Annotated in this window: 23 protein-coding genes, 1 tRNA gene and 1 other RNA gene; 11 read left to right on the top strand and 14 right to left on the bottom strand. The window is 71.1% G+C overall.

Translation table 11 applies throughout. The features are described 5' to 3' along the window. Positions 1-33 precede the first annotated feature (33 nt). The 4 genes from ACIGG8_RS02745 to ACIGG8_RS02730 all read right to left on the bottom strand — a co-directional run bounded on the left by ACIGG8_RS02745 (position 34) and on the right by ACIGG8_RS02730 (position 3,207). Positions 34-1,413 (bottom strand): helix-turn-helix domain-containing protein, encoded by a 1,380-nt coding sequence (locus ACIGG8_RS02745; RefSeq protein WP_396545099.1) that lies wholly within the window; start codon positions 1,411-1,413, stop codon positions 34-36. Positions 1,414-1,702: 289 nt separating this feature from the next. Continuing rightward, entirely contained in the window at positions 1,703-2,350 is a 648-nt protein-coding gene (locus tag ACIGG8_RS02740; RefSeq protein WP_396545097.1) for a DNA-3-methyladenine glycosylase I, read from the bottom strand. Then, positions 2,347-2,631: a YciI family protein gene (locus ACIGG8_RS02735; protein ID WP_396545095.1), complete on the bottom strand. Its 285-nt coding sequence runs from the start codon at positions 2,629-2,631 to the stop codon at positions 2,347-2,349. Before ACIGG8_RS02735 ends, ACIGG8_RS02740 begins: the two co-directional genes overlap by 4 nt. A 9-nt stretch (positions 2,632-2,640) precedes the next feature. Beyond that, a complete protein-coding gene (locus ACIGG8_RS02730) occupies positions 2,641-3,207 on the bottom strand; it encodes a TetR/AcrR family transcriptional regulator (protein WP_396545093.1) in 567 nt (188 codons plus the stop codon). A 156-nt stretch (positions 3,208-3,363) separates the two neighbouring features. Between ACIGG8_RS02730 and ACIGG8_RS02725 the strand changes: the two genes are divergently transcribed. Beyond that, entirely contained in the window at positions 3,364-4,506 is a 1,143-nt protein-coding gene (locus tag ACIGG8_RS02725; RefSeq protein ID WP_396545091.1) for an alkene reductase, read from the top strand. Positions 4,507-4,709: 203 nt separating this feature from the next. On the opposite strand, the gene ACIGG8_RS02720 is transcribed toward ACIGG8_RS02725, so the two are convergent. The 5 genes from ACIGG8_RS02720 to ACIGG8_RS02700 all read right to left on the bottom strand — a co-directional run bounded on the left by ACIGG8_RS02720 (position 4,710) and on the right by ACIGG8_RS02700 (position 10,655). Next, positions 4,710-5,036, bottom strand: coding sequence for a hypothetical protein (locus ACIGG8_RS02720; protein ID WP_396545089.1), 327 nt, complete (start codon positions 5,034-5,036; stop codon positions 4,710-4,712). Positions 5,037-5,187: 151 nt separating this feature from the next. Then, a complete protein-coding gene (locus ACIGG8_RS02715; protein WP_396545087.1) occupies positions 5,188-6,936 on the bottom strand; it encodes a relaxase/mobilization nuclease domain-containing protein in 1,749 nt (582 codons plus the stop codon). Continuing rightward, positions 6,926-7,810: a hypothetical protein gene (locus tag ACIGG8_RS02710; RefSeq protein ID WP_396545085.1), complete on the bottom strand. Its 885-nt coding sequence runs from the start codon at positions 7,808-7,810 to the stop codon at positions 6,926-6,928. Before ACIGG8_RS02710 ends, ACIGG8_RS02715 begins: the two co-directional genes overlap by 11 nt. A gap of 250 nt (positions 7,811-8,060) precedes the next feature. Further along, positions 8,061-8,864, bottom strand: a complete 804-nt coding sequence (locus tag ACIGG8_RS02705; RefSeq protein ID WP_396545082.1) for a DUF2637 domain-containing protein — start codon at positions 8,862-8,864, stop codon at positions 8,061-8,063. A gap of 468 nt (positions 8,865-9,332) precedes the next feature. Further along, on the bottom strand, positions 9,333-10,655 hold the full coding sequence (locus ACIGG8_RS02700) for a DUF3631 domain-containing protein (protein WP_396545080.1): 1,323 nt from the start codon (positions 10,653-10,655) through the stop codon (positions 9,333-9,335). 408 nt (positions 10,656-11,063) lie between these two features. Between ACIGG8_RS02700 and ACIGG8_RS02695 the strand changes: the two genes are divergently transcribed. The 3 genes from ACIGG8_RS02695 to ACIGG8_RS02685 all read left to right on the top strand — a co-directional run bounded on the left by ACIGG8_RS02695 (position 11,064) and on the right by ACIGG8_RS02685 (position 13,586). After that, positions 11,064-11,573 carry a helix-turn-helix domain-containing protein gene (locus ACIGG8_RS02695; protein WP_396545078.1) on the top strand — a complete coding sequence of 170 codons (510 nt, stop codon included), beginning with the start codon at positions 11,064-11,066 and terminating at the stop codon, positions 11,571-11,573. Positions 11,574-12,117: 544 nt separating this feature from the next. Continuing rightward, complete coding sequence (locus ACIGG8_RS02690) at positions 12,118-12,327, top strand: helix-turn-helix domain-containing protein (RefSeq protein ID WP_396545076.1); 210 nt, start codon at positions 12,118-12,120, stop codon at positions 12,325-12,327. Positions 12,328-12,341: 14 nt separating this feature from the next. Beyond that, on the top strand, positions 12,342-13,586 hold the full coding sequence (locus tag ACIGG8_RS02685; RefSeq protein ID WP_396545074.1) for a tyrosine-type recombinase/integrase: 1,245 nt from the start codon (positions 12,342-12,344) through the stop codon (positions 13,584-13,586). Between the two features lie 86 nt (positions 13,587-13,672). On the opposite strand, the gene ACIGG8_RS02680 is transcribed toward ACIGG8_RS02685, so the two are convergent. From ACIGG8_RS02680 to ACIGG8_RS02665, 4 genes are read right to left on the bottom strand one after another with little or no spacing between them, the layout of a single operon-like run. After that, positions 13,673-14,173: a GNAT family N-acetyltransferase gene (locus ACIGG8_RS02680; RefSeq protein WP_396545071.1), complete on the bottom strand. Its 501-nt coding sequence runs from the start codon at positions 14,171-14,173 to the stop codon at positions 13,673-13,675. Then, positions 14,170-14,589 carry an arsenate reductase ArsC gene (locus ACIGG8_RS02675; protein ID WP_396545069.1) on the bottom strand — a complete coding sequence of 140 codons (420 nt, stop codon included), beginning with the start codon at positions 14,587-14,589 and terminating at the stop codon, positions 14,170-14,172. The genes ACIGG8_RS02680 and ACIGG8_RS02675 overlap by 4 nt, the downstream gene beginning before the upstream one ends. A gap of 30 nt (positions 14,590-14,619) precedes the next feature. After that, positions 14,620-15,366, bottom strand: a complete 747-nt coding sequence (locus tag ACIGG8_RS02670; protein ID WP_396545067.1) for an aquaporin — start codon at positions 15,364-15,366, stop codon at positions 14,620-14,622. Beyond that, positions 15,363-15,743 carry an ArsR/SmtB family transcription factor gene (locus tag ACIGG8_RS02665; protein WP_396545065.1) on the bottom strand — a complete coding sequence of 127 codons (381 nt, stop codon included), beginning with the start codon at positions 15,741-15,743 and terminating at the stop codon, positions 15,363-15,365. Before ACIGG8_RS02665 ends, ACIGG8_RS02670 begins: the two co-directional genes overlap by 4 nt. Positions 15,744-15,831: 88 nt before the next feature. On the opposite strand from ACIGG8_RS02665, the gene ACIGG8_RS02660 reads away from it, so the two are divergent. After that, on the top strand, positions 15,832-16,338 hold the full coding sequence (locus ACIGG8_RS02660) for an ArsI/CadI family heavy metal resistance metalloenzyme (protein ID WP_396545063.1): 507 nt from the start codon (positions 15,832-15,834) through the stop codon (positions 16,336-16,338). A 144-nt stretch (positions 16,339-16,482) separates the two neighbouring features. Here ACIGG8_RS02660 and ACIGG8_RS02655 read toward each other — a convergent pair. After that, positions 16,483-16,567, bottom strand: a tRNA-Ser gene (locus ACIGG8_RS02655). A 110-nt stretch (positions 16,568-16,677) separates the two neighbouring features. Between ACIGG8_RS02655 and ffs the strand changes: the two genes are divergently transcribed. The 6 genes from ffs to ACIGG8_RS02625 all read left to right on the top strand — a co-directional run bounded on the left by ffs (position 16,678) and on the right by ACIGG8_RS02625 (position 22,711). After that, positions 16,678-16,768: signal recognition particle sRNA small type (gene ffs / locus ACIGG8_RS02650), an RNA gene on the top strand. An 81-nt stretch (positions 16,769-16,849) separates the two neighbouring features. Then, positions 16,850-19,042: a DNA polymerase III subunit gamma and tau gene (locus ACIGG8_RS02645; RefSeq protein ID WP_396545061.1), complete on the top strand. Its 2,193-nt coding sequence runs from the start codon at positions 16,850-16,852 to the stop codon at positions 19,040-19,042. Between the two features lie 173 nt (positions 19,043-19,215). Further along, positions 19,216-19,554 carry a YbaB/EbfC family nucleoid-associated protein gene (locus tag ACIGG8_RS02640; protein ID WP_148644036.1) on the top strand — a complete coding sequence of 113 codons (339 nt, stop codon included), beginning with the start codon at positions 19,216-19,218 and terminating at the stop codon, positions 19,552-19,554. A gap of 229 nt (positions 19,555-19,783) precedes the next feature. Next, positions 19,784-20,383, top strand: a complete 600-nt coding sequence (recR, locus tag ACIGG8_RS02635; RefSeq protein WP_350575393.1) for a recombination mediator RecR — start codon at positions 19,784-19,786, stop codon at positions 20,381-20,383. Continuing rightward, complete coding sequence (locus ACIGG8_RS02630; RefSeq protein ID WP_350519760.1) at positions 20,376-21,038, top strand: DUF5063 domain-containing protein; 663 nt, start codon at positions 20,376-20,378, stop codon at positions 21,036-21,038. Before recR ends, ACIGG8_RS02630 begins: the two co-directional genes overlap by 8 nt. 392 nt (positions 21,039-21,430) lie before the next feature. Next, positions 21,431-22,711 (top strand): aspartate kinase, encoded by a 1,281-nt coding sequence (locus ACIGG8_RS02625; protein ID WP_350519761.1) that lies wholly within the window; start codon positions 21,431-21,433, stop codon positions 22,709-22,711.

The raw sequence follows: 22,711 nt of genomic DNA, 5'->3' as shown, positions 1-22,711 counted from the left end.
TAGCCGGACTACGGCCCGTAGTCCGGCTACGGGTCAGACGATCTGAACGCCTGCTCGGGCGGCGAAGTCCCGTACGCCGGGCAGCTTGCGGTCGTGCCGAAGCAGGGGGGTGACGAGGTCACGGACGGCACCCCGGCGGATCTCCTGCGGGGCCGCCTCCTCGGCGGCAAGCAGAGCCCGGTAGCACTGTTCGGGCTTGTTCCACTGGTCGAACGCACGGGCCACATCGGTGAAGAAGCGGGCTTGACGCTCGGCGGTCGGCAGCGCGGTGGGGTCGATCGTGGAGGCCAGCTCGATCGCCCGGCCAGCGTCGCCGAGCTCGTAATGCACCGACAACTCGTGCAGGGCGACGCCCTGGATGCCGTCGACCAAGCCGGAAGCCCGGCCAGCGGCTGCGGCGCTGTCGGCAGCCTCACGGATCAGCGAGTGCGCGTAGGCGCGGTCGCCGGTCTTCGCGGCGGTGTAGGCCGCAGTGGCGTACAGGTCGCCGCGGGCGGCCAGGCGGGCGGACTCGGGCACCGTGGTGTCGGCGAGGAGGTCTTCGGCGGCAACCACCACGATGTCGGTTGCCCGAGCCAGGCTGCCCTGGCGTCGCCAGGCGCTGGAGACCATTCGCTGTGCCTCCGCGACCACCAGCGGGTCGCCGCCGTCCCGGGCGGCGGTGAGCGCGCGGTCGGCGGTGATGGCCACCAGATTGTTGTCGCCGATCTTGATGCACAGTCGGACCGCGAGGTTGTAGAGCCGGGCGACGTTGCGAGCCCGCTCTTCGGTGCTGCCGACCATCTGGGCGGCAGCGATCCGGCTCGGTAGCGCCTCAGCGAGCGCGTCGTACTTGGCTGCCTTGAACTCACGACGGGACGTCAGGAGGGAGGCAGCGACGGTCTCGTGGGTGGGCTCGCTGCGGGGCGCCGGAACCCGCCTTGTCCCGTAGAGCAGCAGGTCCTCCAGGCCGGCCAGCGGTGAGGCTGCCTCGGCGTGCGCGGCCTGCTGGCCGGCAACCGGGGTGAACAGGGCGGCAGCCGCCAGGGTCAGGAACGGGCGGCGTCGCACATCGTCCTCCTCGGCAGCGGAACTGCTCGTCAGCGTAGCCGAGGTGGACTTGCGGGGGCGGGACCTCGGCCGGTCTGCGGCTGGTTGCGGTAAGGCCATCAGCTCGTTGAGCTCGCAGCTCAGTACCTCCGCGAGGCGCCGGAGCAAGGTCAGGTCTTTCACCTGCTGTAAGTCCCGTTCGACCAGCGACATCCAGACCTCGCTGCGGTCGAGCTCAGTGGCGAGGCGGAGCTGAGTCCACTCCATCTCGGCGCGACGGAGCGCGATGAACTTGCCGAACGTGATGCCGTTGCCCCCCACGCTGGCCCCCGGTGCCGTGTTGAAGCCACTACGGATCGCTACCGTACCGATGCTGGGGGCCACGGTGTAGTGCTTTCGGACCGGAGCTGGCATTGACCGCGTTGTTCGGGAAGGGGTGGCGCTGCTGGTTCGTGGGCTGGCCCTGGAACGCATGAGGCCCGCCGGGTAGGCGAACCTCAGGCTGTGGGTCATACCGGCGGAGATCACTTATCCCTGACGTGCCGTATTCCTGCCATCACCCATCAGGTGCGTCCTTCCTGCAGTCGGTTCGCTGAAGGCCGAGGTTGGAGAGTGCGGAGAGGACGTCGGCCGTGCTGCGCAGGTGGTGCGGCCGGAGTAGCCCGGCTGGCCCCTACTGCCGAGGTCCGGTCCGGTCGGGCCCGGGGGCGGCCTGCCCAGGGCGGTGGAATTCTTTGCGGCTCTGCTGGACCTCGGGCCGGATCGTGCAGTCGCGGGCGTGGTCGTTGATCAGTCCCATGGCCTGCATGAACGCGAACACGGTGGTGGGCCCGACGAACTTCCAGCCGCGCTTCTTCAGATCCTTCGACAAGGCGACCGAGGCGGGTGACGTCGAGGCGGTCTGCGGTTCGGCCAGATCGCCCGTGTCGGGTTCGTAGCGCCAGACGAACGCCGCCAGCGACCCCTCACGCTCGATCAGGTTCTCGGCCCGGCGGGCGTTGTTGATCACCGCCTCGATCTTGCCGCGGTGCCGGACGATGCCGGCGTCGCCCAGGAGGCGCTCGACGTCGTGCTGGTCGAAGCGGGCGACGGCCGGGATCTCGAAGGCCGCGAAGGCGGAGCGGAAGTTCTCGCGCTTGGCCAGGATCGTGCGCCAGCTAAGCCCGGACTGGAAGCCCTCCAGGCTCAGCTTCTCGAACAGGCGCTGGTCGTCACCGACGGGAAAGCCCCACTCGGTGTCGTGGTAAGCGAGGAACTCCGGGGCGGCGCCGCTCCAGGTGCAGCGCGGCCCACCGTCGGGTCCGAGGAACGGTGTCGTCACAGCAGGAAGCTCAGCCGCTCGTCCGCCATCCCCGGCGCGATCTCGATGACCTCCGGCGTGACGACGTCCTGGGCGACGAACGGGTCCTCGTCCACGCGCTTGCGCAGTTCCTCGGGAGAGGTGTTGTGGGCGAGGACCGCGCCACCCAGGCCCGGCTGGATGCTGCCGACCAGCAGGAAGACCCCGTCGTCCAGGCCACGCTGGATCCACTCCTGGTGGCCGGCCATGTGCTGTGCGGCGCCAGCCTTGTTGTCCGAGAAGCGGAGCAGGACCACGAACATGCTTATCACTCATCTCTCGTAGGTGTGCAGCCACTCGCGCATCCGGTCGACTTCGCGCTGGATGAACGCTTCGTCGTGGACGGCGTTGGCCATGACGGCGACGCCCTGGCTGAAGGCGAGGACGTGCATCGCCAGCTCGTCGGCTTGCTCGGCGTGCCCGAGGAGTGCGAACTGCTCGCGCAGCCAGGTGCGGAACAGGGTGAACAGGCGGCCGGCCTGGCCGAGCATGGCGTGCTCCAGCTTGGCCAGCTCGGTGGTGAGGGTGCCCACGGGGCAGCCGTAGTCCTGGATGTCGGCGCGGTTGGTCAGCACGATTTCGACGTACCGCATGATCCGGCCGGCCGGGGTCGGCGCTTCGGCCTCCCACTGCTCCAGCATCCGCCGGGTATCGGCGAGGCGGGCGTCGATCACCGCGTCCAGGATCGCGTCCTTGGACTTGAAGTGGTAGTAGAAGTTGCCCCTCGACAGGCCGACGGCTCCGGCGATGTCCGCGAACGAGGTGTGCTCGTAGCCGTGGTGGTAGAAGAGCCGGTCGGCCGCCGCGACGATCTGTTCGCGGGTCGCCACAGCAGGCATGGTGAGCCCCTTCCGATGTCGTAGGACAGTCGACCTAGAGCCACAACGTAGGTCAGGCGTCCTAGATCGTCAAGCCATTGACACCGCCGAGACCAGCGACCTAGCGTGACGGCGCTCTAGGACGACTGTCCTACGATTCCACGGCTGGAGTTCCGCATGCCCCTCGACCTGTTCACGCCGTTCGACCTGGGCGGCCTGACGCTCGCCAACCGGATGGTGATGGCGCCGATGACCCGCAACCGCGCCGACACCGACGGCTGCGTTCCCTCGCTGATGGTCGACCACTACCGGCAGCGCGCCACCGCGGGCCTGATCGTCGCGGAGTCCACCACCGTCTCCCCGCAGGCGGTCGGCTACCCCTTCACGCCCGGACTGCACACCGCCGCCCAGGCGGAGAGCTGGCGGCGTCTGACCGATGCGGTCCACGCGGAGGGCGGGCGCATCTTCGTCCAGCTGCAGCACTGCGGCCGCGTCTCCCACCCGAGCCTGCTGGACGGGCAGGCGCCCGTCGCCCCCTCAGCGCTCGCACCCGCCGGCCAGGCCGTCACCTACACCGGCCCGCAGGACTTCGTGACGCCCCGCGTCCTCGACAGCGGCGAGCTGCCGGGCGTCGCCGAGCAGTTCCGCCGCGCCGCCGAGCTGGCGAAGCAGGCAGGCTTCGACGGGATCGAGGTCCATGCCGGCAACGGCTACCTGATCGACCAGTTCCTGCGCGACGGCACCAACCACCGCACGGACGCCTACGGCGGGAGCGCGGCCAACCGCATGCGCTTGCTAAATGAGGTCCTCGACGCCGTGTGCGAGCAGTGGCCCGCCCACCGGGTCGGGGTACGGCTGACGCCGGAGAACGGCTTCAACTCGATGGCGGACTCCGACCCCCAGGGCCACTTCGAGTACTTCCTTGGGCAGTTGAGCCCGCGCGGCCTGGCGTACGCGCACGTCCTGGAGGGCGGCATGGCGACGACGGCCGTCTCCCTCGACTACCGCGCCCTGCGGGAGCGGTTCGCCGGCACGTACATCGCCAACAACGGCTACGACCTCAACCGTGCCCGAGCAGCGGTGCACGCCGGGCATGCCGACCTGGTCGCCTTCGGTACGCCGTTCATCGCCAACCCGGACCTCGTCCGCCGCTATCGGGCGAATCTGCCGCTGGCCGCAGCCGACCCGGCCACGTTCTACGGCGGCGGGGAGGTCGGCTACACGGACTACCCGTTCCATCAAGACGCCGAAGCCGCACACGACCCCGTGGCCGGTGCCCGGCACGGCAACTCGCCGCACTCAGCCCTGGCCGGAGCTTAACGGCCACCGTCCCGACCGCACCCCAAGTCATCGGCACCACGATCTACCTGCACGTTGCATCTACCGCAACGTCGTTGCATCGACTACGTCCCCAGTCCTGGCACTGGACGAGGGGACCGACCCGGGAGTCGGTCCCTCGGAATCAGCAGGTCAACGGGCTTTACCGGCCATGCCGAGTGTCATACCCGATGCGACGCCGCTCGTTATGACCAGGTGGTGCCGGCGAGCAGGCCGTCGAAGGCGAGTGCCCGCATGGCGGTGTCGTAGTCGTCCCACTCGTCCCACTCGTGTTCGGGGGCGGTGAAGTGCAGGTCGAAGTAGGCGCGGGTGAGGTCAGGCTCGTGCCACTCGGCCGCGCAGCGGCAGCGGACGAAGACCTGCTGGCGGACGTTAAGGAGGAGCCAGTCGCGGTGGGCGCGGCAGTTGGGGCAGGTGATGGGGATGCCGCGGGCGTCGAGTTCGCCGGCATGGGGGACGGCGCGGATGACGGCTCTGTGGTGGCCGTCGCGGTCGGTGCTGGGGTTGGTCAAGTGGTGCCCTTCGGTGTCGGGTGACGGTTGGCAAGCACACAAGACGCACGGCGGCCGGGATGGTTCCCGGCCGCCGGAGAAGACATCGAACTGACATCTATGGCACGGGCGTTCGTGTGGCTTGGGGGCGCGTGAGCCCTCGGTGAGATGATCAGCGTCGGCGAGTGGGATCACTGGCGGCCTTGGGGCCGGTCGGCACGGCGGGTGTGGTGGGCGCGGCCTTCGCGGTGGTGCTGCCGGTGCGGGCGCGTGCGGCCTGGGTGCGCTGGTCGATGCGGTCGCTGGTGGCGTTGCGCAGGCGCCAGAGGAGGACTTCGGCGGGTCGGTCGGCGGTGGTGAGCTCCCGTTGCTGGGCGGCCTCGGTGAGGGCTCGGCGGGGTGGTTGGCCGGAGGATTCGGCCTGGGCGAGCGCGGTGGCCAGGGCGGGCCAGGATGGGTCGGCGAGGATGCGCTGGGCGTGGTCGGGGACGGCGGCCTGGACCTGGGCGGCGAGGCGGTCGGTGGTCTTGGGGGTGGGGGTGCGGCGGGTGAGGTCGGCGATGACCGGCTCAGCCGTCTGCCGGTAGGCGGTTCGCAGGTGGACGAGGGACTGCTGGGCGGCGTGGGCTTGCTGCTGGTGGCCTCGGGTCTGGTGCCAGCGGGCAATGGCGATCACGACGAAGACGGCGGTGGACAGCAGGGCGGCGGCGGTGGCGCCGTCCTCGCCGGAGCCGGCGGTGTGCAGGAGTTGCTTGGCGGCGGTGCGGAGGGCTGCGGCCTGCTGGTGTTCGGCACGGACCTTGGATCGGGTGGCGCGGTTGAACGCGGTTGCGGCGGCTCGTAGTTCGGCGCGGGTGTGGGCGGGTGCGGTGAGGGCGGCGGTGTGGAGGAGTTCGCCAAAAGCAGCGGCCTGGGCCTGGACGACGGTGTCGAACGCGTCGACGTCGGGCACGTCGGGGTGGTGTTGGTCCTGGTAGGCGAAGCGGGCGGTCTCCCGCAGGGTGGTCTCGGCCTGTCGCCAGCGGTCCGGTTCGGCCGTGCCCCGTGCGGGTGTGGTGGGCTGCTGGGCGGCGAGGCGTTCGCGCAGGCGGTTGATGGACAGGTCGGGGGAGAGCTTGGAGCCGCCGAAGTAGACGGGTTCGCCTTGGGCGTTGACGTCGCCAGGGCGGGCGAGGCTGTAGCCGATGACGTCGCCGCTCTCGGGGCCGATGCGGTAGCGGACCTGGATGCCGAGGGCGGTGAGGGTGGAGAAGTACTCCTCCTCATCGCGGACGGCGGCGGCGACGGCCTGGGCCTGTTCCTGCAGCCACTCCTTGGCGGTCTGCTCATGGCCGGTGCGCTGGGCCTTGGCCTGCTCGGCGCTTGTGGGCATCGGGGCGGCGGTGTGGTCGCCGGAGTTGAGCTGGCGCAGGCCGAGTTCTTTCTCGACCTTGCGGCACTCGGCCTGGGCGCGTTGGCCGTCGCGCTTGTTGCGGGGGCGGCGGCCGTCCTCGCGGACGCTGGTGGCCATGATGTGGATGTGGTCGTCGGCGTGGCGTACGGCGATCCACCGGCAGCCCTTGTCGTCTCCGTCGGGGGCGATGCCGGTGGCGTGGACGATGCGGCGGGCGACCTCGGCCCATTCGGCGTCGGTGAGGTAGCGGTCGCCGGGCGCGGTGCGGACGGGGCAGTGCCACACGTGCTGCGGGATCTTGGCGCCCAGGCGCATCTCGCGGGCGCGGACGGGCTGGTCGAGGTAGTCGGCCAGGTCGGTCAGCAGGTCATGGTGCTGGTCGAGGGGTGCGCGGCCGGGGTCGGGCAGGCCGGGCATGGCGAACGCTGCGACGATGTGCGGGTCGGTGTGCTCGTCGCGCCGGCCGGGGCCGAAGAGGTAGGAGAGCAGGCCGCGGGTGCGCGAGCCGGTGGAGACGTCAGGCACCATGGCGGCCTCCCGCCAGGATGCGCTGGTAGGCGAGGCGGGCCTCGGTCGCGCAGGCGTGGAGGGCATCCAGGACCTGCATGGCGCGCTCGGGGAGCTCGCCCCGGTAGATCTCGACCATGAGCTGGTTGAGGTTATTGCCGGCGCGGTCGATCGCCCGCTGGTGGGTGCCGATCGCTTGGGTGAGCTGGTCGACGGCCTTGCGGTCGGGCAGGGGGACGAAGCCGTCGGGGCGGCCGGTCTTCACGACCTCCAGGGCGACGCTCATGCCGGAGTTCGCCAGGAACGCGGAGCGTGAGAGTTCGAGCTTGGCGGCGGCGAGGTCGATCATGACCTTCTCGGTCGGTTCCACGGAGCAGGTGAGCTGGTCGTCGCGCTTGGTTCCGGAACGCGGCTGGTACATCCGCTTGGCAATCGCAGCGATGCGCTCGTCTTCCGGAAGCGGCGGCCGGTCGAGTACTGGAACGCGCTCGTGGAGGAACTCGGCTGTGGTCACGGTCGGCGCTTCACGCACGACACGTACGTCGGCGGGCTCGGCGTCGCTGCTCGGGAGCGGCTCGGCGCTGGGCTCGGAGAGCTCGTCCTGGTCGTGGCCGCCCTCGGTCGCGACCTCCTGGTCCGGCGCGCCCTTGCGCCGGTCCTGCCCCGCCACCCCTGGGGCGGGGTCAAGCGCAAAGTCCGCGTCGCCAACGGCGATGTGGACTTTGCCCCAGCTTGCTCCGTCGTTGTCGTGACCGTCATTGGTCCAGGGCAGCGCGTGCTTGACGCGGGCGAATATGCCACCACGTCCGGGCTTGTCGCTACCGGTTCCGCGGTGCTGGGCTTCCTGCTCGGGCGTGGCGGAAGCAGGGACGAGGTGGTGCTGCTGGTCGGGCACGGGGATCTTCCGGTTCTTCTGTGAGGGCAGGTGGTTGTCGGTTCGTGGGGCGTTCGCCGGATGCGGGGTGATGGTCCGGCGGAAGAGGGGTTTGGCGGTGCCGGAGTTCCGGTGTAGACGTCGCCGGGTCAGGACTTCCGGGGTCTCCGGATGGGCGCGGGGGGAGTTCCGGTGAGCGTCGGTCAGCGTCGGTGAGGGGCCGCTCGCCCGGTCCGGAAGCGGGCCGGCGCTCGGGCGAGCGGTGGGGGCCTCAGGCCGCCGAGGCGCTGGCTTGCGCGTCGGCCTGCTGGCTGGCCTGTTCGTCCTTGAAGCGCTGGGTCAGCTTGCCGAGGCGGTCGCTGGCGATGGGTATGCCGGCTTCGCGCAGGACTGTCCTGATCACGGCCTGGGTGGGGCCGTGCTCCTGGACGGCGGGCCGGACGATCTCGGCCAGCTCGTCCATCGAGGCGGCGGGCTTGCGGCCGGTGCGCTTGGTGCCCACCACCGGTTTCCGGCTGTCGGGCCGGACGTCGTGGTCGGGCTCGAGCACCGGTTCGTCGGCGGGTAGGTCGTACTGCTCCGCGTCCGTCACCGGTGCGGACTCGGTTGCCGGTGCAGGCTCGGGGTTTTCGCGGAGCGGGAGTTCGCCCTCGGCGCGCTTCGGGTCGATGGCGGTCGCGGTCGCGGTGGTGTTGTGGGCGAGGAGGGTGCCGCCGAAGAAGGCGAGGGCGGGCCATCCGGCGACGAGGATCCGTAGCCAGGCGGGGACGTGGGCGAGGTCGAGGAGCCCGGCGGTGGCGACGTTGGCGCCGAGGGAGGCGGTCAGGGCGATGGCGAACCAGGTCCAGGCGGTGCCGGCGGGGTGTCCGATGGCGCGCAGGGTTCGCATGCGGTGCCAGGCGGCGACGAGCAGCAGGTCGACCGAGACGGGGTAGGCCCAGGCTTTCCAGCCGTGTTGTCCGGCGGCTTCGGCGATGTCGTGGAGGTGGGCGAAGGACAGGGCGCCTGCGATGGCGGCCTGTATGAGGACGGCGTCCGGGCGGGGCAGACGCCGCGTTGGGGTGGTGGCGGTCATGCGGAAGGTGGTCCTCGCGGGTCGGGCGGTGGTGGTTTGTGGGATTGCCGTCTTTGCCGTCTTGCCGTCTTGGTGCTGCGGGACGGTCTCTGGGCTGGGGCGGGCCCGGCTGCCCGGGTGGTGCCGTGGACACGGCGGAGTTCGGGTTCGGGACGGTGCGGTATCCGTCTTGGGGCTCGTATCCGTCCCGAAGGCATGGCCTTTGACCTGCTGTTTTACGGCAGGGACGGCTGGGACGGCACAAGACGGATGTGTTTCCCGTCCCGGCCAGGGCCCGCCGCTCGCGCCCCGGACGGGGGCGGCGGCGGGCCGCTGGTGGGAGTGGACGGCTGCCGTCTTGGCGTGGGCCTGATCCGTCTTGGTGCGGATGGCGTTGCCGTCTTGGGGTGCCGTTCCGTCTTGGCGGCAGGTGTGGTGACCTGCGGTGTTACGGCTGGGACGGCAGGGACGGCATTTCGGGGAGGGTGGTCAGCCTCTGCTGCCCGCTGCGGTGGTGTTCACGGGGTGGACTGCGGGGCAGTAGCGCCGCCAGGCGTCGAGGAACTTGTTGCGCAGGTAGCCCTTGCGCTGGGTTCCATCGGGCATGCGGACGTTGCCGGAGGAGATGCCGAACTCGCGGAGCATCGCGCCGAGGCCGCGCGGGGTCAGCCCGCCTCGGCTGGTCTCGGCCCAGGGGGCCTCGGGGTCGCCGTTGAGGTTGAACAGCAGTTGGTCGGTGGCGATGCTGTCCGGCTCACCGGCGGCGTGGAAGATCCGCCGGATGTCCGCGAGGATCCGCGCGCCGCCGGGGTTGTCCTCCTCGGTCTGGACCTCGGCGTCGACCATGCGCTTGCACGCCTGGCGGGCCAGGCGGGGCCAGGGTCCTCCGGCGAGGTCGGCGATGATCACCAGGGGTTCCCAGGTGTCGGCGGCGCGGTCCTCGACCGGCATGGCGGGCTCCAGGCGCAGGGCCCGGTCAGCGAGCGGTGCCGTCCAGCGGGCGATCTTGTCGCGGATCGCGTGCAGGGCGGGCCGGTCCCGCTGGGTGCGGTACGGGGCGACGCGCTCGCCCTCGGCTCGGCGGCGCATGCGGATCACGATCGAGCGGTCCATGATCGTGTCGGGGAGGTCGCCGATTCCGGCGATGGCCGCCATGGCGAAGGTGGGGAACTTGCGCGGGGTGTGGTCGTTGCCGACGACCCGCAGCACGTAGCGGTCGCGCTGGTGCCCGGCGTTGAGCAGGCCGCGCATCTCCTCGTTCTTTTCCGCCGCCTTTGGACTGCCGAAGATCGTGTCCGCCTCGTCCACCAGCAGGGTGGGCGGCTCCTCGCTGATCGTGCGGAAGATGGCGGCCGGAGAAGAGTTCACCGTCAGCATCGGCTGATGGACCGTCTCGGCGAGCACGTCGAGCAGGCGGGACTTGCCGCAGCGCTTGGCCGGGCCGACCACGGCCAGGCGCGGGGCGTGCTGCCACGAGCACTGCAGGTGGGTCGCCGCGACCCACAACGTGGTGGCGTCCAGGGCCTGGTCGGAGGGAAGGATCACGAACTTCGCGATCTGGGCCCTCAGCTGCGCGAGCAGGTCGGCGCCCTCGGTCGCCTCGGTGTCGGGCATCAGGTCGGTCCCGTCCGGGACGGTGGGCTCGGCAGGTGCCGCCTCGGCGTCGCGTCCACAGGCTGTGGACGCGAGGGCCTGCTGGGCGGGCAGGTAGGTGCCGGGCTCGCCGGCCTTGGCCACGGGCGGCCATGCGACAGCGGGCTTGTCCGCTGCGAGGGGTGTGGCGTGGGGCTGGGAGGCAGTAACCTCGGTCATGGAGATCCTCACTCGGCGGCTCCGGGGGGCAACCCGGTCCGCCGTAGGTCGACTGTCCTGGGATGGGCGGTGGCGAGGTTTTCGATCAGCCCCCGGTGTTCGTAGCGCCGGGGGCTTCGCGTTTTCCTGGGGGCATTCGGGCTGGCGCCCGGCCCGGCTTAACCTCCTCTCGGTTGGACATTTCATGCTGTCATGGTCGAACGTAGCGGGGCATCGGGCCACTGTCAAGCGATTCGCGCATGACGATCTCAACCTCTCTCGGCATTTGCGCTGGCTGAACCGATTCGTGGAGGTGTCGTGAAGGTCCACTCAACCGCTTGGCGGTTGGGCATTTCATGCTGCTACAGTCGCTCCTGTCGTCGCGTTGCGCCTGCTCGCAATCGGAAGGAGGTTGGTATGGTCAACCCCATGGTGCATCGGTACAAAGCCCTGGAGGGCGAGGCCCTCGTGGCCCACAACCTGAAGGTCTTGCGCAAGGCCGCCCGCCTCTCCCAGGAGGACGTGGCCGAACGCATGACCCGGCTCGGCTTCAAGTTCCACCAGACCCAGGTCGCCAAGATCGAGAACGGAACCCGCCCGGTCCGCTTCGACGAGGTCATCGGCCTGGCCAAGGCACTCAGCGTCCCGCCAGCGAACTTCATGACCGAAGCCGTGGCTGGCCCGGACGAACCGGACTACGAGCTGCAGGAAGCAGGCTTCGCCGTCGAGAAGGCCGAGCAGGAGTGGAGAACCGCCCACGACCTCGAACAGGCCGCCAAGGCCCGGTACGACGAGGCCCTGCGCACGTACGAGGAGATCGCCGAACGGCTCGAAGCCCAAGGCGTCGACCTCGGGCCCTCCGGTGCCGAGCCCACGTGGCACCCGGCCCCCAACTCCCAGTGGGACCCGCTCCGCAAGGACCCCTCGGCTGACCGGTAAGCGAGCCCGCCCGGCTCGCCGCCTGGGCGTCATTGCCGCGATCCGGCCGGAAACCTAAAAAGGTCGCTCTGGCGCACGCGCCCAAGATCTTTTTTCGTTTCCGGCCGGGGCCGTCGTAGTGTGCCCGTCCCGCCCACCACCCCGCTGCCCGACCCTCGGCGCTACGAACGCTGAGGGCCGCGCCAGCTCGGGGATCGACGGCCTCACGGAGCATCATCGCCGCGACCCGGCTCGCGACCTAAAACGCCCGACCCGGCCCATGCGGCCAAGATCGTTTTAGGTTCCGAGCCGAGACCGCCGTAGTGTGCCCGCCCCGCCCACCACCTACCCCGCTGCCCGACCCCCGGTGCTACGAACGTCGAGGGCCGCCCGGCAACCCGCCAATCCACCGCCCATCCCAACAGTCGCCACGGCGGCGCGTTGCCCCGCGCCGCCGGGAGGAACACCTATGCCTGAAACGCCTCTGTCTCTCGCGCGCCTTGCCGGCGCAATCGGCCTCACGGAGCACCAGCTCCTTGCCCTCGTCGCCAGCTGCGGCACAGCGGTGCCGGACCCGACGCTCGTCGCCCTCACCGTGGAGGAAGCCGCCCGTCGTCTCGGCGTCGGCCGGACGACCATGTACGCCCTGGTCGCCTCCGGCGAAGTCCCGTCCGTGACGATCGGCCGTCTCCGCCGAGTGCCCGCCGAGGCGCTCAAGGAGTACGTGGCCGCCCGTACGCAGGCTGCCCCTTCGACCGTCGCGCTCGCGGCCTGAGCGGGGGAAACCGAATGACGAACACCCGCAAGCCCAACGGCGACTCCTCGATCTACGAGGGCAGCGACGGCCGCTGGCACGGTCGTGTCACGGTCGGCGTCAAGGACGACGGCTCTCCCGACCGCCGCCACGTCAGCGCCAAGACCCGCCCCGAGGTCACGGCCAAGGTCCGCAAGCTGGAGAAGCTGCGTGACGACGGCGCCGTGCCCAAGGCCGGCCAGAAGTGGACGGTCGGCAAGTGGCTGACCCACTGGATCAAGGAGATCGTGCCGGGCACTGTCGGCGAGAACACGTACGCCGGATACGAGGTCGCTGTCCGCGTGCACCTCGTTCCCGGCCTCGGCGCGCACCGCCTGGAGAAGCTGGAGCCCGAGCACCTGGAGCGCTTCTACAAGAAGATGCAGGCCAGCGGCAGCGCCGCCGGTACTGCCCACCAGGCCCACCGTACGGTCCGGGTAGCCCTCGGCGAGGCGGTTCGGCGCCAACATCTCACCCGCAATGTGGCCACGATCGCCAAGGCCCCGAAGCTCGAAGAGGAGGAGGTCGAGCCGTTCGAGATCGAGGAGGTCCAGACGCTCATGGACACGGCGCGCAAGCGCCGCAACTCCGCCCGCTGGATCTTCGCGCTCGCCCTCGGTCTGCGTCAGGGCGAGGTGCTCGGGCTCCAGTGGAAGGACGTCGACTTCGCCCGAGGCGTCGCCTGGGTCAAGCGCGGCCGACTGCGGCCCAAGTACCGGCACGGCTGCGGCGACCGCTGCGGGCGCAAGCCCGGCTTCTGTCCGAAGAAGGAGCCGATCCGACGCGAGACCAAGGACACCAAGTCCCGAGCCGGGCGACGCGCGGTGCCGCTGCCCGAGCAGCTCGTCGCGATCCTCCGGCTGCACAAGGAGGAGCAGGACCGCGAGCGGGCCCTCGCCCGCGACCTCTGGACGGACAAGGGCTACGTCTTCACCTCGGAGACCGGCGAGCCGCTCAACCCCAGCACCGATTACCACCACTGGAAGCGGCTCCTGCGCGAGGCCGGCATCCGCGACGGCCGCCTCCACGACGCCCGCCACACCGCCTCGACCGTCCTCCTCCTGCTCGGCGTGCCGGAGCGGATCGTCATGGCGATCATGGGCTGGTCCTCGACCTCGATGGCCCAGCGCTACCAGCACGTCACCGAGCCGATGCTGAACGACGTCGGCAAGAAGATCGGCGCGGCTCTGTGGGGCGAGGTTGGATCCGGCCCGGACGAGCCCGAGGAAGACGCGGCCTGAGCGAGCGTCGGCGCAGATCGCCTGATGCCCGAGGGCCCGACCTGCGATGCGGTCGGGCCCTCGGCGGGTGAACGGCGGTGCCCTGCTCAGTCGATGCTGGGGCTGCGGCGCTCAACGAGGGTGACGTCGCGCCAGGTGCCGTGGTGGCGGCCGATGCGTTCGCGGGTGCCGATGACGCGGAAGCCGGCGTGGGCGTGGAGGGCCAGGCTGGCGGTGTTCTCGGGGAAGATGCCGGACTGGATGGTCCAGATCCCGGCGGCCTCGGTCGAGGCGATCAGTGCGTCGAGGAGCGCGGCGCCGACTCCTCGCCCGCGCGCGCCGGGGTGGACGTAGACGGAGTGCTCGACGACGCCCGCGTACGAGCACCGGTCGGAGACGGCGGTGACGGCGGCCCAGCCGAGGACCTGGTTGTCGGTGTCGAGGGCGACCAGGCGGTGCTCGGGGAGCTTGGCGGCGTCGAAGGCGGCCCAGGTCGGGGCGGTGGTCTCGAAGGTGGCGTTGCCCTCGTCGATGCCGTCTTGGTAGATGGCCAGGACCTGGTCGGCGTGCTCGGGGGCCATGGCGGCGATGCGCACGGCCCCGCTCATTCGGCGGTCTCGACGCCGAGGTCGGCGAGCAGGCCGCGGACGCGCTGCTCGATCTCGTCGCGGATCGGGCGGACGGCGTCGACGCCCTGGCCGGCCGGGTCGTCGAGCTTCCAGTCCAGGTACTGCTTGCCGGGGAAGTACGGGCAGGCGTCGCCGCAGCCCATGGTGATCACCACGTCGGACGCCTGGACGGCCTCGGTGGTGAGCACCTTCGGGGTCTCGGCGGAGATGTTGATCCCGACCTCGGCCAGGGCCTCGACCACGGCCGAGTTCACGGTGCCGGCGGGTGCGGAGCCGGCCGAGCGGACCTCGACCCGGTCGCCGCCGAGGCGGGTGAGGAAGGCGGCGGCCATCTGGGAGCGTCCGGCGTTGTGCACGCAGACGAACAGCACGGACGGGACGGCGGGAGTGCTCACGAAAGGGTCCTTCGGTCTTCGGGAGGCGGGTCAGTGGGCGGCTTCGGCCGGGCGGTGGTCGCCATGCGGGATGACGACGTCCTCGGCGGCTGGGGTCGGTCGGCCGAACAGCACGGCGACCAGGGCGACACCGGCGGCCAGGCCGACGAGCTGGGCGGCGATGAACGGCAGGACGGAGGCGGGGGCGATGCCGGCGAAGGTGTCGGTGAACGCGCGGCCGATCGTCACCGCCGGGTTGGCGAAGCTGGTCGAGGAGGTGAACCAGTAGGCGGCGCCGATGTAGCAGGCGACCGCGGCCGGGGCGAAGTGCGCCCGGGCGATGCGCGCCAGGCCGAAGATCAGCAGGACCAGGCCGGCGGTCGCGACGACCTCGCCCAGCCACAGGTGCGGCGCCCAGCGGTCGTGCGTCGACCAGCGCGCGAGCGGTTCGGCGAACATCGCGTCCGCGAGCACAGCGCCGCCGATCGCCCCGGCGACCTGGGCGGGGACGTAGGCCGCGACCTCCCGCAGGTCCGGGCCCTCGGCGTCGCGTCGGCCGGTCCACCAGGCGGCCAGGGTGACGACCGGGTTGAAGTGGGCGCCGGAGACCGGGCCGAGCAGCAGGATCAGCACGCCGAGGCCGAACACGGTGGCGAGCGAGTTGGCGAGCAACTGCAGGCCGACGTCCTGGGAGAGCTTGGTGGCCTGGATGCCGGAGCCGACCACGACGGCGACCAATGCGCCGGTGCCGACGAACTCGACGGCCGCCCGGCGGCCCAGCGGAGCCATCTCGGTCATCTGGACTCTCCGGTGGCGGCCGGGGCCTGGAGCAGGGAGGACAGCTTGGCCAGGGCGGCCGGCAGTACCCAGTAGTAGACCCAGGTGCCGCGCCGTTCGGAGCCGACCAGGCCGGCTTCGCGCAGCACCTTGAGGTGGTGGGAGATGGTCGGCTGGGAGACGTCGAACGGGCCGGTCAGGTCGCAGACGCACGCCTCGCCGCCCTCGTGCGAGGCGATCAGCGACAGCAGCCGCAGTCGCACCGGGTCCGACAGCGCCTTGAACATCTTCGCCAGGTCGACGGCGGCCTCTTCACCCAGCGGCTCGCGGACCATCGGCGAGCAGCACGCGACCGCCGCCTCGTCCTGGTCGAGCACCTTCAGCTCCAGATTCGACATGTGTCTATGTTGACGCTCATCTAATCCGGTGGCAAGCTCGCCTGTATCGACAGCCGTCGAAACAAGAATCCGGATCGGGGAGACCGCCATGTCCCGTGTTCAGCTTGCCCTGCGCGTCGCCGACCTCGAAGGCTCCATCGCCTTCTACTCCAAGCTGTTCGGCGCCGAGCCGGCCAAGCGTCGCCCCGGCTACGCGAACTTCGCCATCGCCGAGCCCCCGCTCAAGCTTGTCCTCATCGAGGGCGAGGCCGATGAGGACACCCGCCTCGACCACCTCGGCGTCGAGGTCGGGACCACCGACCAGGTCGCAGCTGCCACCACCCGCCTCAAGGACGCCGGTCTGGCGACCTTCGAGGAGAGCGACACCTCCTGCTGCTACGCGCTCCAGGACAAGGTCTGGGTGCATGGCCCGGGCAAGGAACCCTGGGAGGTGTACGTCGTCAAGGCCGACGCCGACACCCTCGACAAGGCGACTGGCGCGCCGGACGCCTGCTGTGGCACTACCGCCTGCTGCACCCCCGATGAGCAGGCTCTGGATGCGACCCAGAGCCCGGCCGAGGCGAAGGCCGCTGCAGGGTGCTCCTGCGGGAGCTGATCTCGCTCCGGGGCGCAGGCGGCGGCCCGGTAGTCGCCGCTGAGGCCCAAAAATCGGAACTGAGACCAAAACTGAGACCAGGGCACGAAGAAGGCCCCGACCGGGAACCCGGTCGGGGCCTTCAACTGCCTTGGTAGGCAAAGGCGGAGGATACGAGATTCGAACTCGTGAGGGGTTGCCCCCAACACGCTTTCCAAGCGTGCGCCCTAGGCCTCTAGGCGAATCCTCCGAGGGAGAGCTTAGTACATGTTTCGGGGTGGTCGCGACCACCTATCCCGCAGGCCGGGGGCGGGGGTGGCCTGTGGATCGTCGGGGCCGGAATCCGGTACTGTGGGGGTCAGCCCCTCGTGTGGCGTCATCTCTCTGAACCCCCCCAGGGCCGGAAGGCAGCAAGGGTAGGAGGGCTCTGGCGGGTGCACGGGGGGTCTTTGCGTTCCCGGGGCCGGCGGGCGCGGGGGCCGTGGGGTGCGGGGCGACGCGTTTGTCGGTCCGTCCCGATATCGTCGGTGGTGTGTCCCTAGCCCTGTACCGCCGCTACCGCCCCGAGACCTTCGCGGAGGTCATCGGGCAGGAGCACGTGACCGCTCCGCTCCAGCAGGCCCTGCGCAACAACAGGGTCAATCACGCGTACCTGTTCAGCGGGCCGCGAGGCTGTGGCAAGACGACGAGTGCGCGCATCCTGGCCCGCTGTCTCAACTGCGAGCAGGGGCCGACGCCCACGCCCTGCGGGGAGTGCCAGTCCTGCCGGGACCTCGCGACCGGCGGGCCCGGCTCGATCGACGTGATCGAGATCGACGCCGCCTCGCACGGTGGTGTGGACGACGCGCGAGAGCTGCGCGAGCGGGCCTTCTTCGCGCCGGTGCACAGCCGGTACAAGATCTTCATCCTGGACGAGGCGCACATGGTGACCTCGGCCGGGTTCAACGCGCTGCTCAAGGTGGTCGAGGAGCCGCCGGAGCACCTCAAGTTCATCTTCGCGACCACGGAGCCGGAGAAGGTCATCGGGACGATCCGGTCCCGGACGCACCACTACCCGTTCCGGCTGGTCCCGCCCGGCACGCTGCGCGACTACCTCGCGGAGGTCTGCGGCCGCGAGGGCATCCAGGTCGAGGACTCGGTGTTCCCGCTGGTGGTCCGGGCCGGGGCGGGCTCGGTGCGTGACTCGATGTCGGTCATGGACCAGCTGCTGGCCGGGGCCGCCGAGGGCGGCGTGACGTACCAGATGGCGACCGCACTGCTCGGCTACACCGACTCCGCGCTGCTGGACGAGGTGGTGGATGCCTTCGCCGCGCACGACGGGGCGACGGTGTTCCAGGTGATCGACCGGGTGGTCGAGGGCGGGCACGACCCGCGCCGCTTCGTCACCGACCTGCTGGAGCGGCTGCGCGACCTGGTGATCCTGGCCACCGTGCCGGATGCCGGGGAGAAGGGGCTGATCGACGCCCCGGCCGACCGGGTCGCGGTGATGCAGGCGCAGGCCGACGCGTTCGGCGCGGCCGAGCTGAGCCGGGCCGCGGACATCGTCAACACCGGGCTCACCGAGATGCGCGGCAACGCGGCGCCGAGGCTGCAGCTGGAGCTGATCTGCGCCCGGGTGATGCTGCCCGGCGCGTACAGCGACGAGCTGTCGCTGCAGGCGCGCCTGGACAAGCTGGAGCGGCGGGCGACGGCGGGCGGGTTCGCCGCGCCGATGGCGGTACCGGGAGCGGTAGCCGGGGCGGCTCCGCCGGGCGTGCCGGCGGTTGTACCCGCTGCCGCCCCCGCGATGGAGGCGCCGGTGGCGGCTCCCGTGCAGGCCGCGCCCGTGGCGGCGCCGGTGCAGGCTCCGCCGCCCGCGCCCGCGCCCGCGCCCGCGCCCGCCGTACCCGCCGCCCCCGCCGGGCCCGCGCCGGGGGCGTGGCCGATCCCGCGAAGCTTCCCGCCCGCCGGTGGCGGCGCCCCCGCCCAGGCGCCCGCCGCGCCGGTGGCTCCCGCCGCGCCGCAGCCGCAGGCCGCGCCGGTCCCGGCTCCGGCCGCTGCTCCGGTGCCCGCGCCGGTCCCCGCCCCCGCGGCGGCGGTTCCCGGCGGGCAGCCGTCGGCCTCCGCGCAGCAGGGCGCGGCGCAGGTCCGGCAATTGTGGCCGCAGATCCTGGAGGCGGTGAAGAACCGCCGCCGCTTCACCTGGATCCTGCTCAGCCAGAACGGCCAGGTGGCCGGGTTCGACGGCAGTGTGCTCCAGGTGTCGTTCATCAACGCCGGCGCCCGGGACAGCTTCGTCGGCAGCAACAGCGATGACGTGCTGCGCGCCGCGCTGGCCGACGCGCTCGGCGTGGACTGGCGGATCGAGTGCATCGTCGACCCGTCCGGCGGCGCCGGCGCCGCCCCGAGCGGTGGTGCTCCCGGGGGCGCCCAGGGCGGTGGGGGCTGGGGAGCCCCGGCCCGTCCGGCCGCCGCCGTGCCGGCCCTGACGGCGCCCGCGCCCGCTCCGGCGCCCGTGGTGGCGCCCGCGCCGGTGCAGGCTCCGCCCGTGCAGTCGGCTCCCGTGCAGGCCCCGCCGCCCGCCGCGGCTCCGCCGACCCGCCCGGTGCAGTCGGTGGCCCCGGAGGACGACATTCCGGAGGAGGACGACCCGGACCTCAACGAGGAGGCGTTCTCCGGCCAGGAGCTGATCATCCGCGAGCTGGGTGCGACGGTGCTGGAGGAGATCCACCACCGGGGCGGCTGAGCCGCCGGGCACCCGGGCACCCGGGCACCCGGGCCGCCGAGACGGCTGAGCCGCCGAAGCAGCCGGGCCGCGGGGGCAGCCGAGCCGTCGGGGCACCCGAGCCGGACGCAGCACGTAGGCTCGGCGGTGACGTACGACTCACCGTAGACAGCCGTGACAGCAAGGAGAGAGCCGTGTTCCCCGGTGGTGGCCAGCCCAACATGCAGCAGCTGCTGAAGCAGGCGCAGAAGATGCAGCAGGATCTCGCGAAGGCCCAGCAGGAGCTGGCCGAGGCGAAGGTGAACGGTTCGGCGGGCGGCGGCCTGGTCGAGGCGACGGTGACCGGCGCCGGTGAGCTGGTGGCGCTGACCATCGCCCCGGCCGCGGTCGACCCGGAGGACACCGAGACCCTGGCCGACCTGATCCTGGCTGCGGTCCGGGACGCGAACCAGACGGCGCAGAAGATGCAGGCCGAGCGCATGGGCCCGCTGACCCAGGGCCTCGGCGGCGGCATCCCCGGTCTGCCGTTCTGAGCCCACTGCTCCGAGCCCGCGGACTCCGGGCTCACCGCTTCGGGCTCACCGCTCCGAGCCCGCCGTTCCGGCCCCGCTGCTCTGAGTGACCGGGCCGGAAGGGTCTGAAGTTCAGACGACAGACCCATGTGATTTATGTGGGAGTCGGGCGTCGGGCGCTGTGTCCGACGCCCGATTCGTTGGATGATGGCACCGGAGCACCACCGACCATCCGAAGGAAGGCGCGACGTTGTACGAGGGCGTGGTTCAGGACCTGATCGACGAACTGGGCAGGCTGCCCGGCGTCGGGCCCAAGAGCGCCCAGCGGATCGCCTTCCACGTGCTGCAGGCCGACCCGACGGACGTGCGCCGACTCGCGCACGCGCTGCTGGAGGTCAAGGACAAGGTCCGCTTCTGCGTGGTCTGCGGCAACGTCGCGGAGGCCGAGCAGTGCCGGGTCTGTCTGGACCCCCGCCGCGACCTCGCCGTCATCTGCGTGGTCGAGGAGCCCAAGGACGTCGTCGCCATCGAGCGCACCCGTGAGTTCCGCGGCCGCTACCACGTGCTGGGCGGCGCGATCAGCCCCATCGAGGGCGTCGGCCCGGACGACCTGCGCATCCGCGAGCTGCTGTCGCGCCTCGCGGACGGCACGGTCACCGAGCTGATCCTGGCCACCGACCCCAACCTGGAGGGGGAGGCGACCGCCACCTACCTGGCCCGGCTCTGCAAGCCGATGGGCCTGAAGGTGACCCGTCTGGCGAGCGGCCTGCCCGTCGGCGGGGATCTGGAGTACGCGGACGAGGTCACCCTCGGCCGCGCCTTCGAAGGGAGACGACTGCTCGATGTCTGACCGGACGATCAACCAGCAGCACACCCACGCCCACGGCTCGGAGCCGGACGACTTCGCCGTGCAGATCGCCGACTCGGTGGAGAGCTTCGTGCTCGCCGTCACCGAGGTCGCCAAGGGCGACGAGCCGGGCAGCGCGGTCTCGCTGCTGCTCCTGGAGGTCTCGCAGCTGCTGCTGGCCGGCGGCCGGCTGGGCGCCATCGAGGACGTCGTCCCGGAGGACCGCTTCGAGCCCGACGCCGGTCCGGAGCCGGACGGCGAGCAGCTGCGCGAGCGGCTGGCCGAGCTGCTCGCGCCGATCGACGTCTACCACGAGGTCTTCGACCCGTACGGCCCGCCGGAGAAGCCCAACGCCTTCCGGATCTCGGACGACCTGGCCGGTGTGGTCAGCGAGCTCCAGCACGGGCTGACGCACTACCGCGAGGGCCGGGTCAGCGAGGCGCTGTGGTGGTGGCAGTTCTCGTACCTCTCCAACTGGGGCACGACCTGCACCGCGGTGCTGCGGGCGCTGCAGTCGTTGATCGCGCACGTCCGGCTGGACAGCCCGATGGGCGCCGCGCTCGACGGCGCGGACACCGACGACGACGGGCTCACCGACGAGCAGCTGGAGCAGCAGGCGGGCGACCTGATGGCGGCCGAGCTGGGGCTCCAGCGCTGAACCGGTGAGGCGCTGAACCGGTGAGGCACGGACGACGCGCGGCGCCGAGGAGGTGCAGCGGTGCGGCCGCGAGCCGAGCGGACGGAAGGGCCCTGCCGGGGCGTGCGGCGTCGACTGTGACGAATGCCTCAGCGATCCGCCCGGAAAGGAAATCCGGCCGGATCGCCGTCCGCGGATCCGCCGTTTCTCCGGGCCCGTACCGAATCGCCCGCAGACCTGCCTGTCCGGCCACCCACCCCGCCGATCACCTGCTGAAACAGGTGTCTCATCATATGGAATGCGCCGGTCGGAGCACCCCTGCTCGGTAGACTGGCGCCGACCGCACACCCCCCTCCCCCGGGGGGTGCGGGGGCCCGGAGCCCCCGGAAGACGACACGAGTCGAGGAGCGCACGTGGGCCTTGTCGTGCAGAAGTACGGCGGCTCATCCGTTGCGGATGCCGAGGGCATCAAGCGCGTGGCCCGTCGAATCGTTGACGCCAAGAAGGCCGGCCATGAGGTCGTCGTCGTGGTGTCCGCGATGGGCGACACGACGGACGAGCTCATCGAACTCGCGGAGCAGGTGTCACCGATCCCTGCCGGCCGCGAGTTCGACATGCTGCTGACCGCCGGGGAGCGCATCTCCATGGCGCTGCTGGCCATGGCGATCAAATCCCTGGGTCACGAGGCCCAGTCCTTCACGGGCAGTCAGGCCGGCGTCATCACCGACTCCGTCCACAACAAGGCGCGCATCATCGACGTGACGCCGGGCCGCATCCGCACCGCCCTGGACCAGGGCAACATCGCGATCGTGGCCGGCTTCCAGGGCGTGTCCCAGTCCAGCAAGGACATCACCACGCTGGGCCGGGGCGGCTCGGACACGACCGCCGTCGCTCTCGCCGCCGCCCTCAAGGCCGAGGTCTGCGAGATCTACACCGACGTGGACGGCGTGTTCACCGCCGACCCGCGCGTGGTGAAGAAGGCCCGCAAGATCGACTGGATCGCCTACGAGGACATGCTGGAGCTGGCGTCCTCCGGCTCCAAGGTGCTGCTCGACCGCTGTGTGGAGTACGCCCGGCGCTACAACATCCCGATTCACGTACGCTCGTCCTTCTCGGGTCTCCCCGGGACGATCGTCAGCAACGACAACCCGAACAAGCCCGAAGGGGGCGAGATGGAGCAGGCCATCATCTCCGGAGTCGCCCACGACACCTCCGAGGCCAAGGTCACCGTCGTCGGCGTGCCCGACAAGCCGGGCGAGGCCGCCCGGATCTTCCGCGCCATCGCCGACGCCGAGGTCAACATCGACATGGTGGTGCAGAACGTCTCCGCCGCGTCGACCGGCCTGACCGACATCTCCTTCACCCTGCCCAAGACCGAGGGCCAGAAGGCCATCGACGCGCTCGGCCGGGTCAAGGAGGGCATCGGCTACGAGTCGCTGCGCTACGACGACGCGATCGGCAAGATCTCGCTCGTCGGCGCCGGCATGCGCTCCAACCCGGGCGTCACCGCGACCTTCTTCGAGGCGCTGTCCGCCGCGGGCGTCAACATCGAGCTGATCTCCACCTCGGAGATCCGCATCTCGGTGGTCACCCGCGCCGATGACGTGCCGGAGGCCGTCCGCGCCGTGCACAGCGCCTTCGGCCTGGACAGCGAGACGGACGAGGCCGTCGTCTACGGCGGCACCGGGCGATGA

Source organism: Kitasatospora sp. NPDC085464, from assembly GCF_044541955.1.
Taxonomy (GTDB): Bacteria; Actinomycetota; Actinomycetes; order Streptomycetales; family Streptomycetaceae; genus Kitasatospora.
This window is presented reverse-complemented; position numbering and strand designations above follow the sequence as displayed.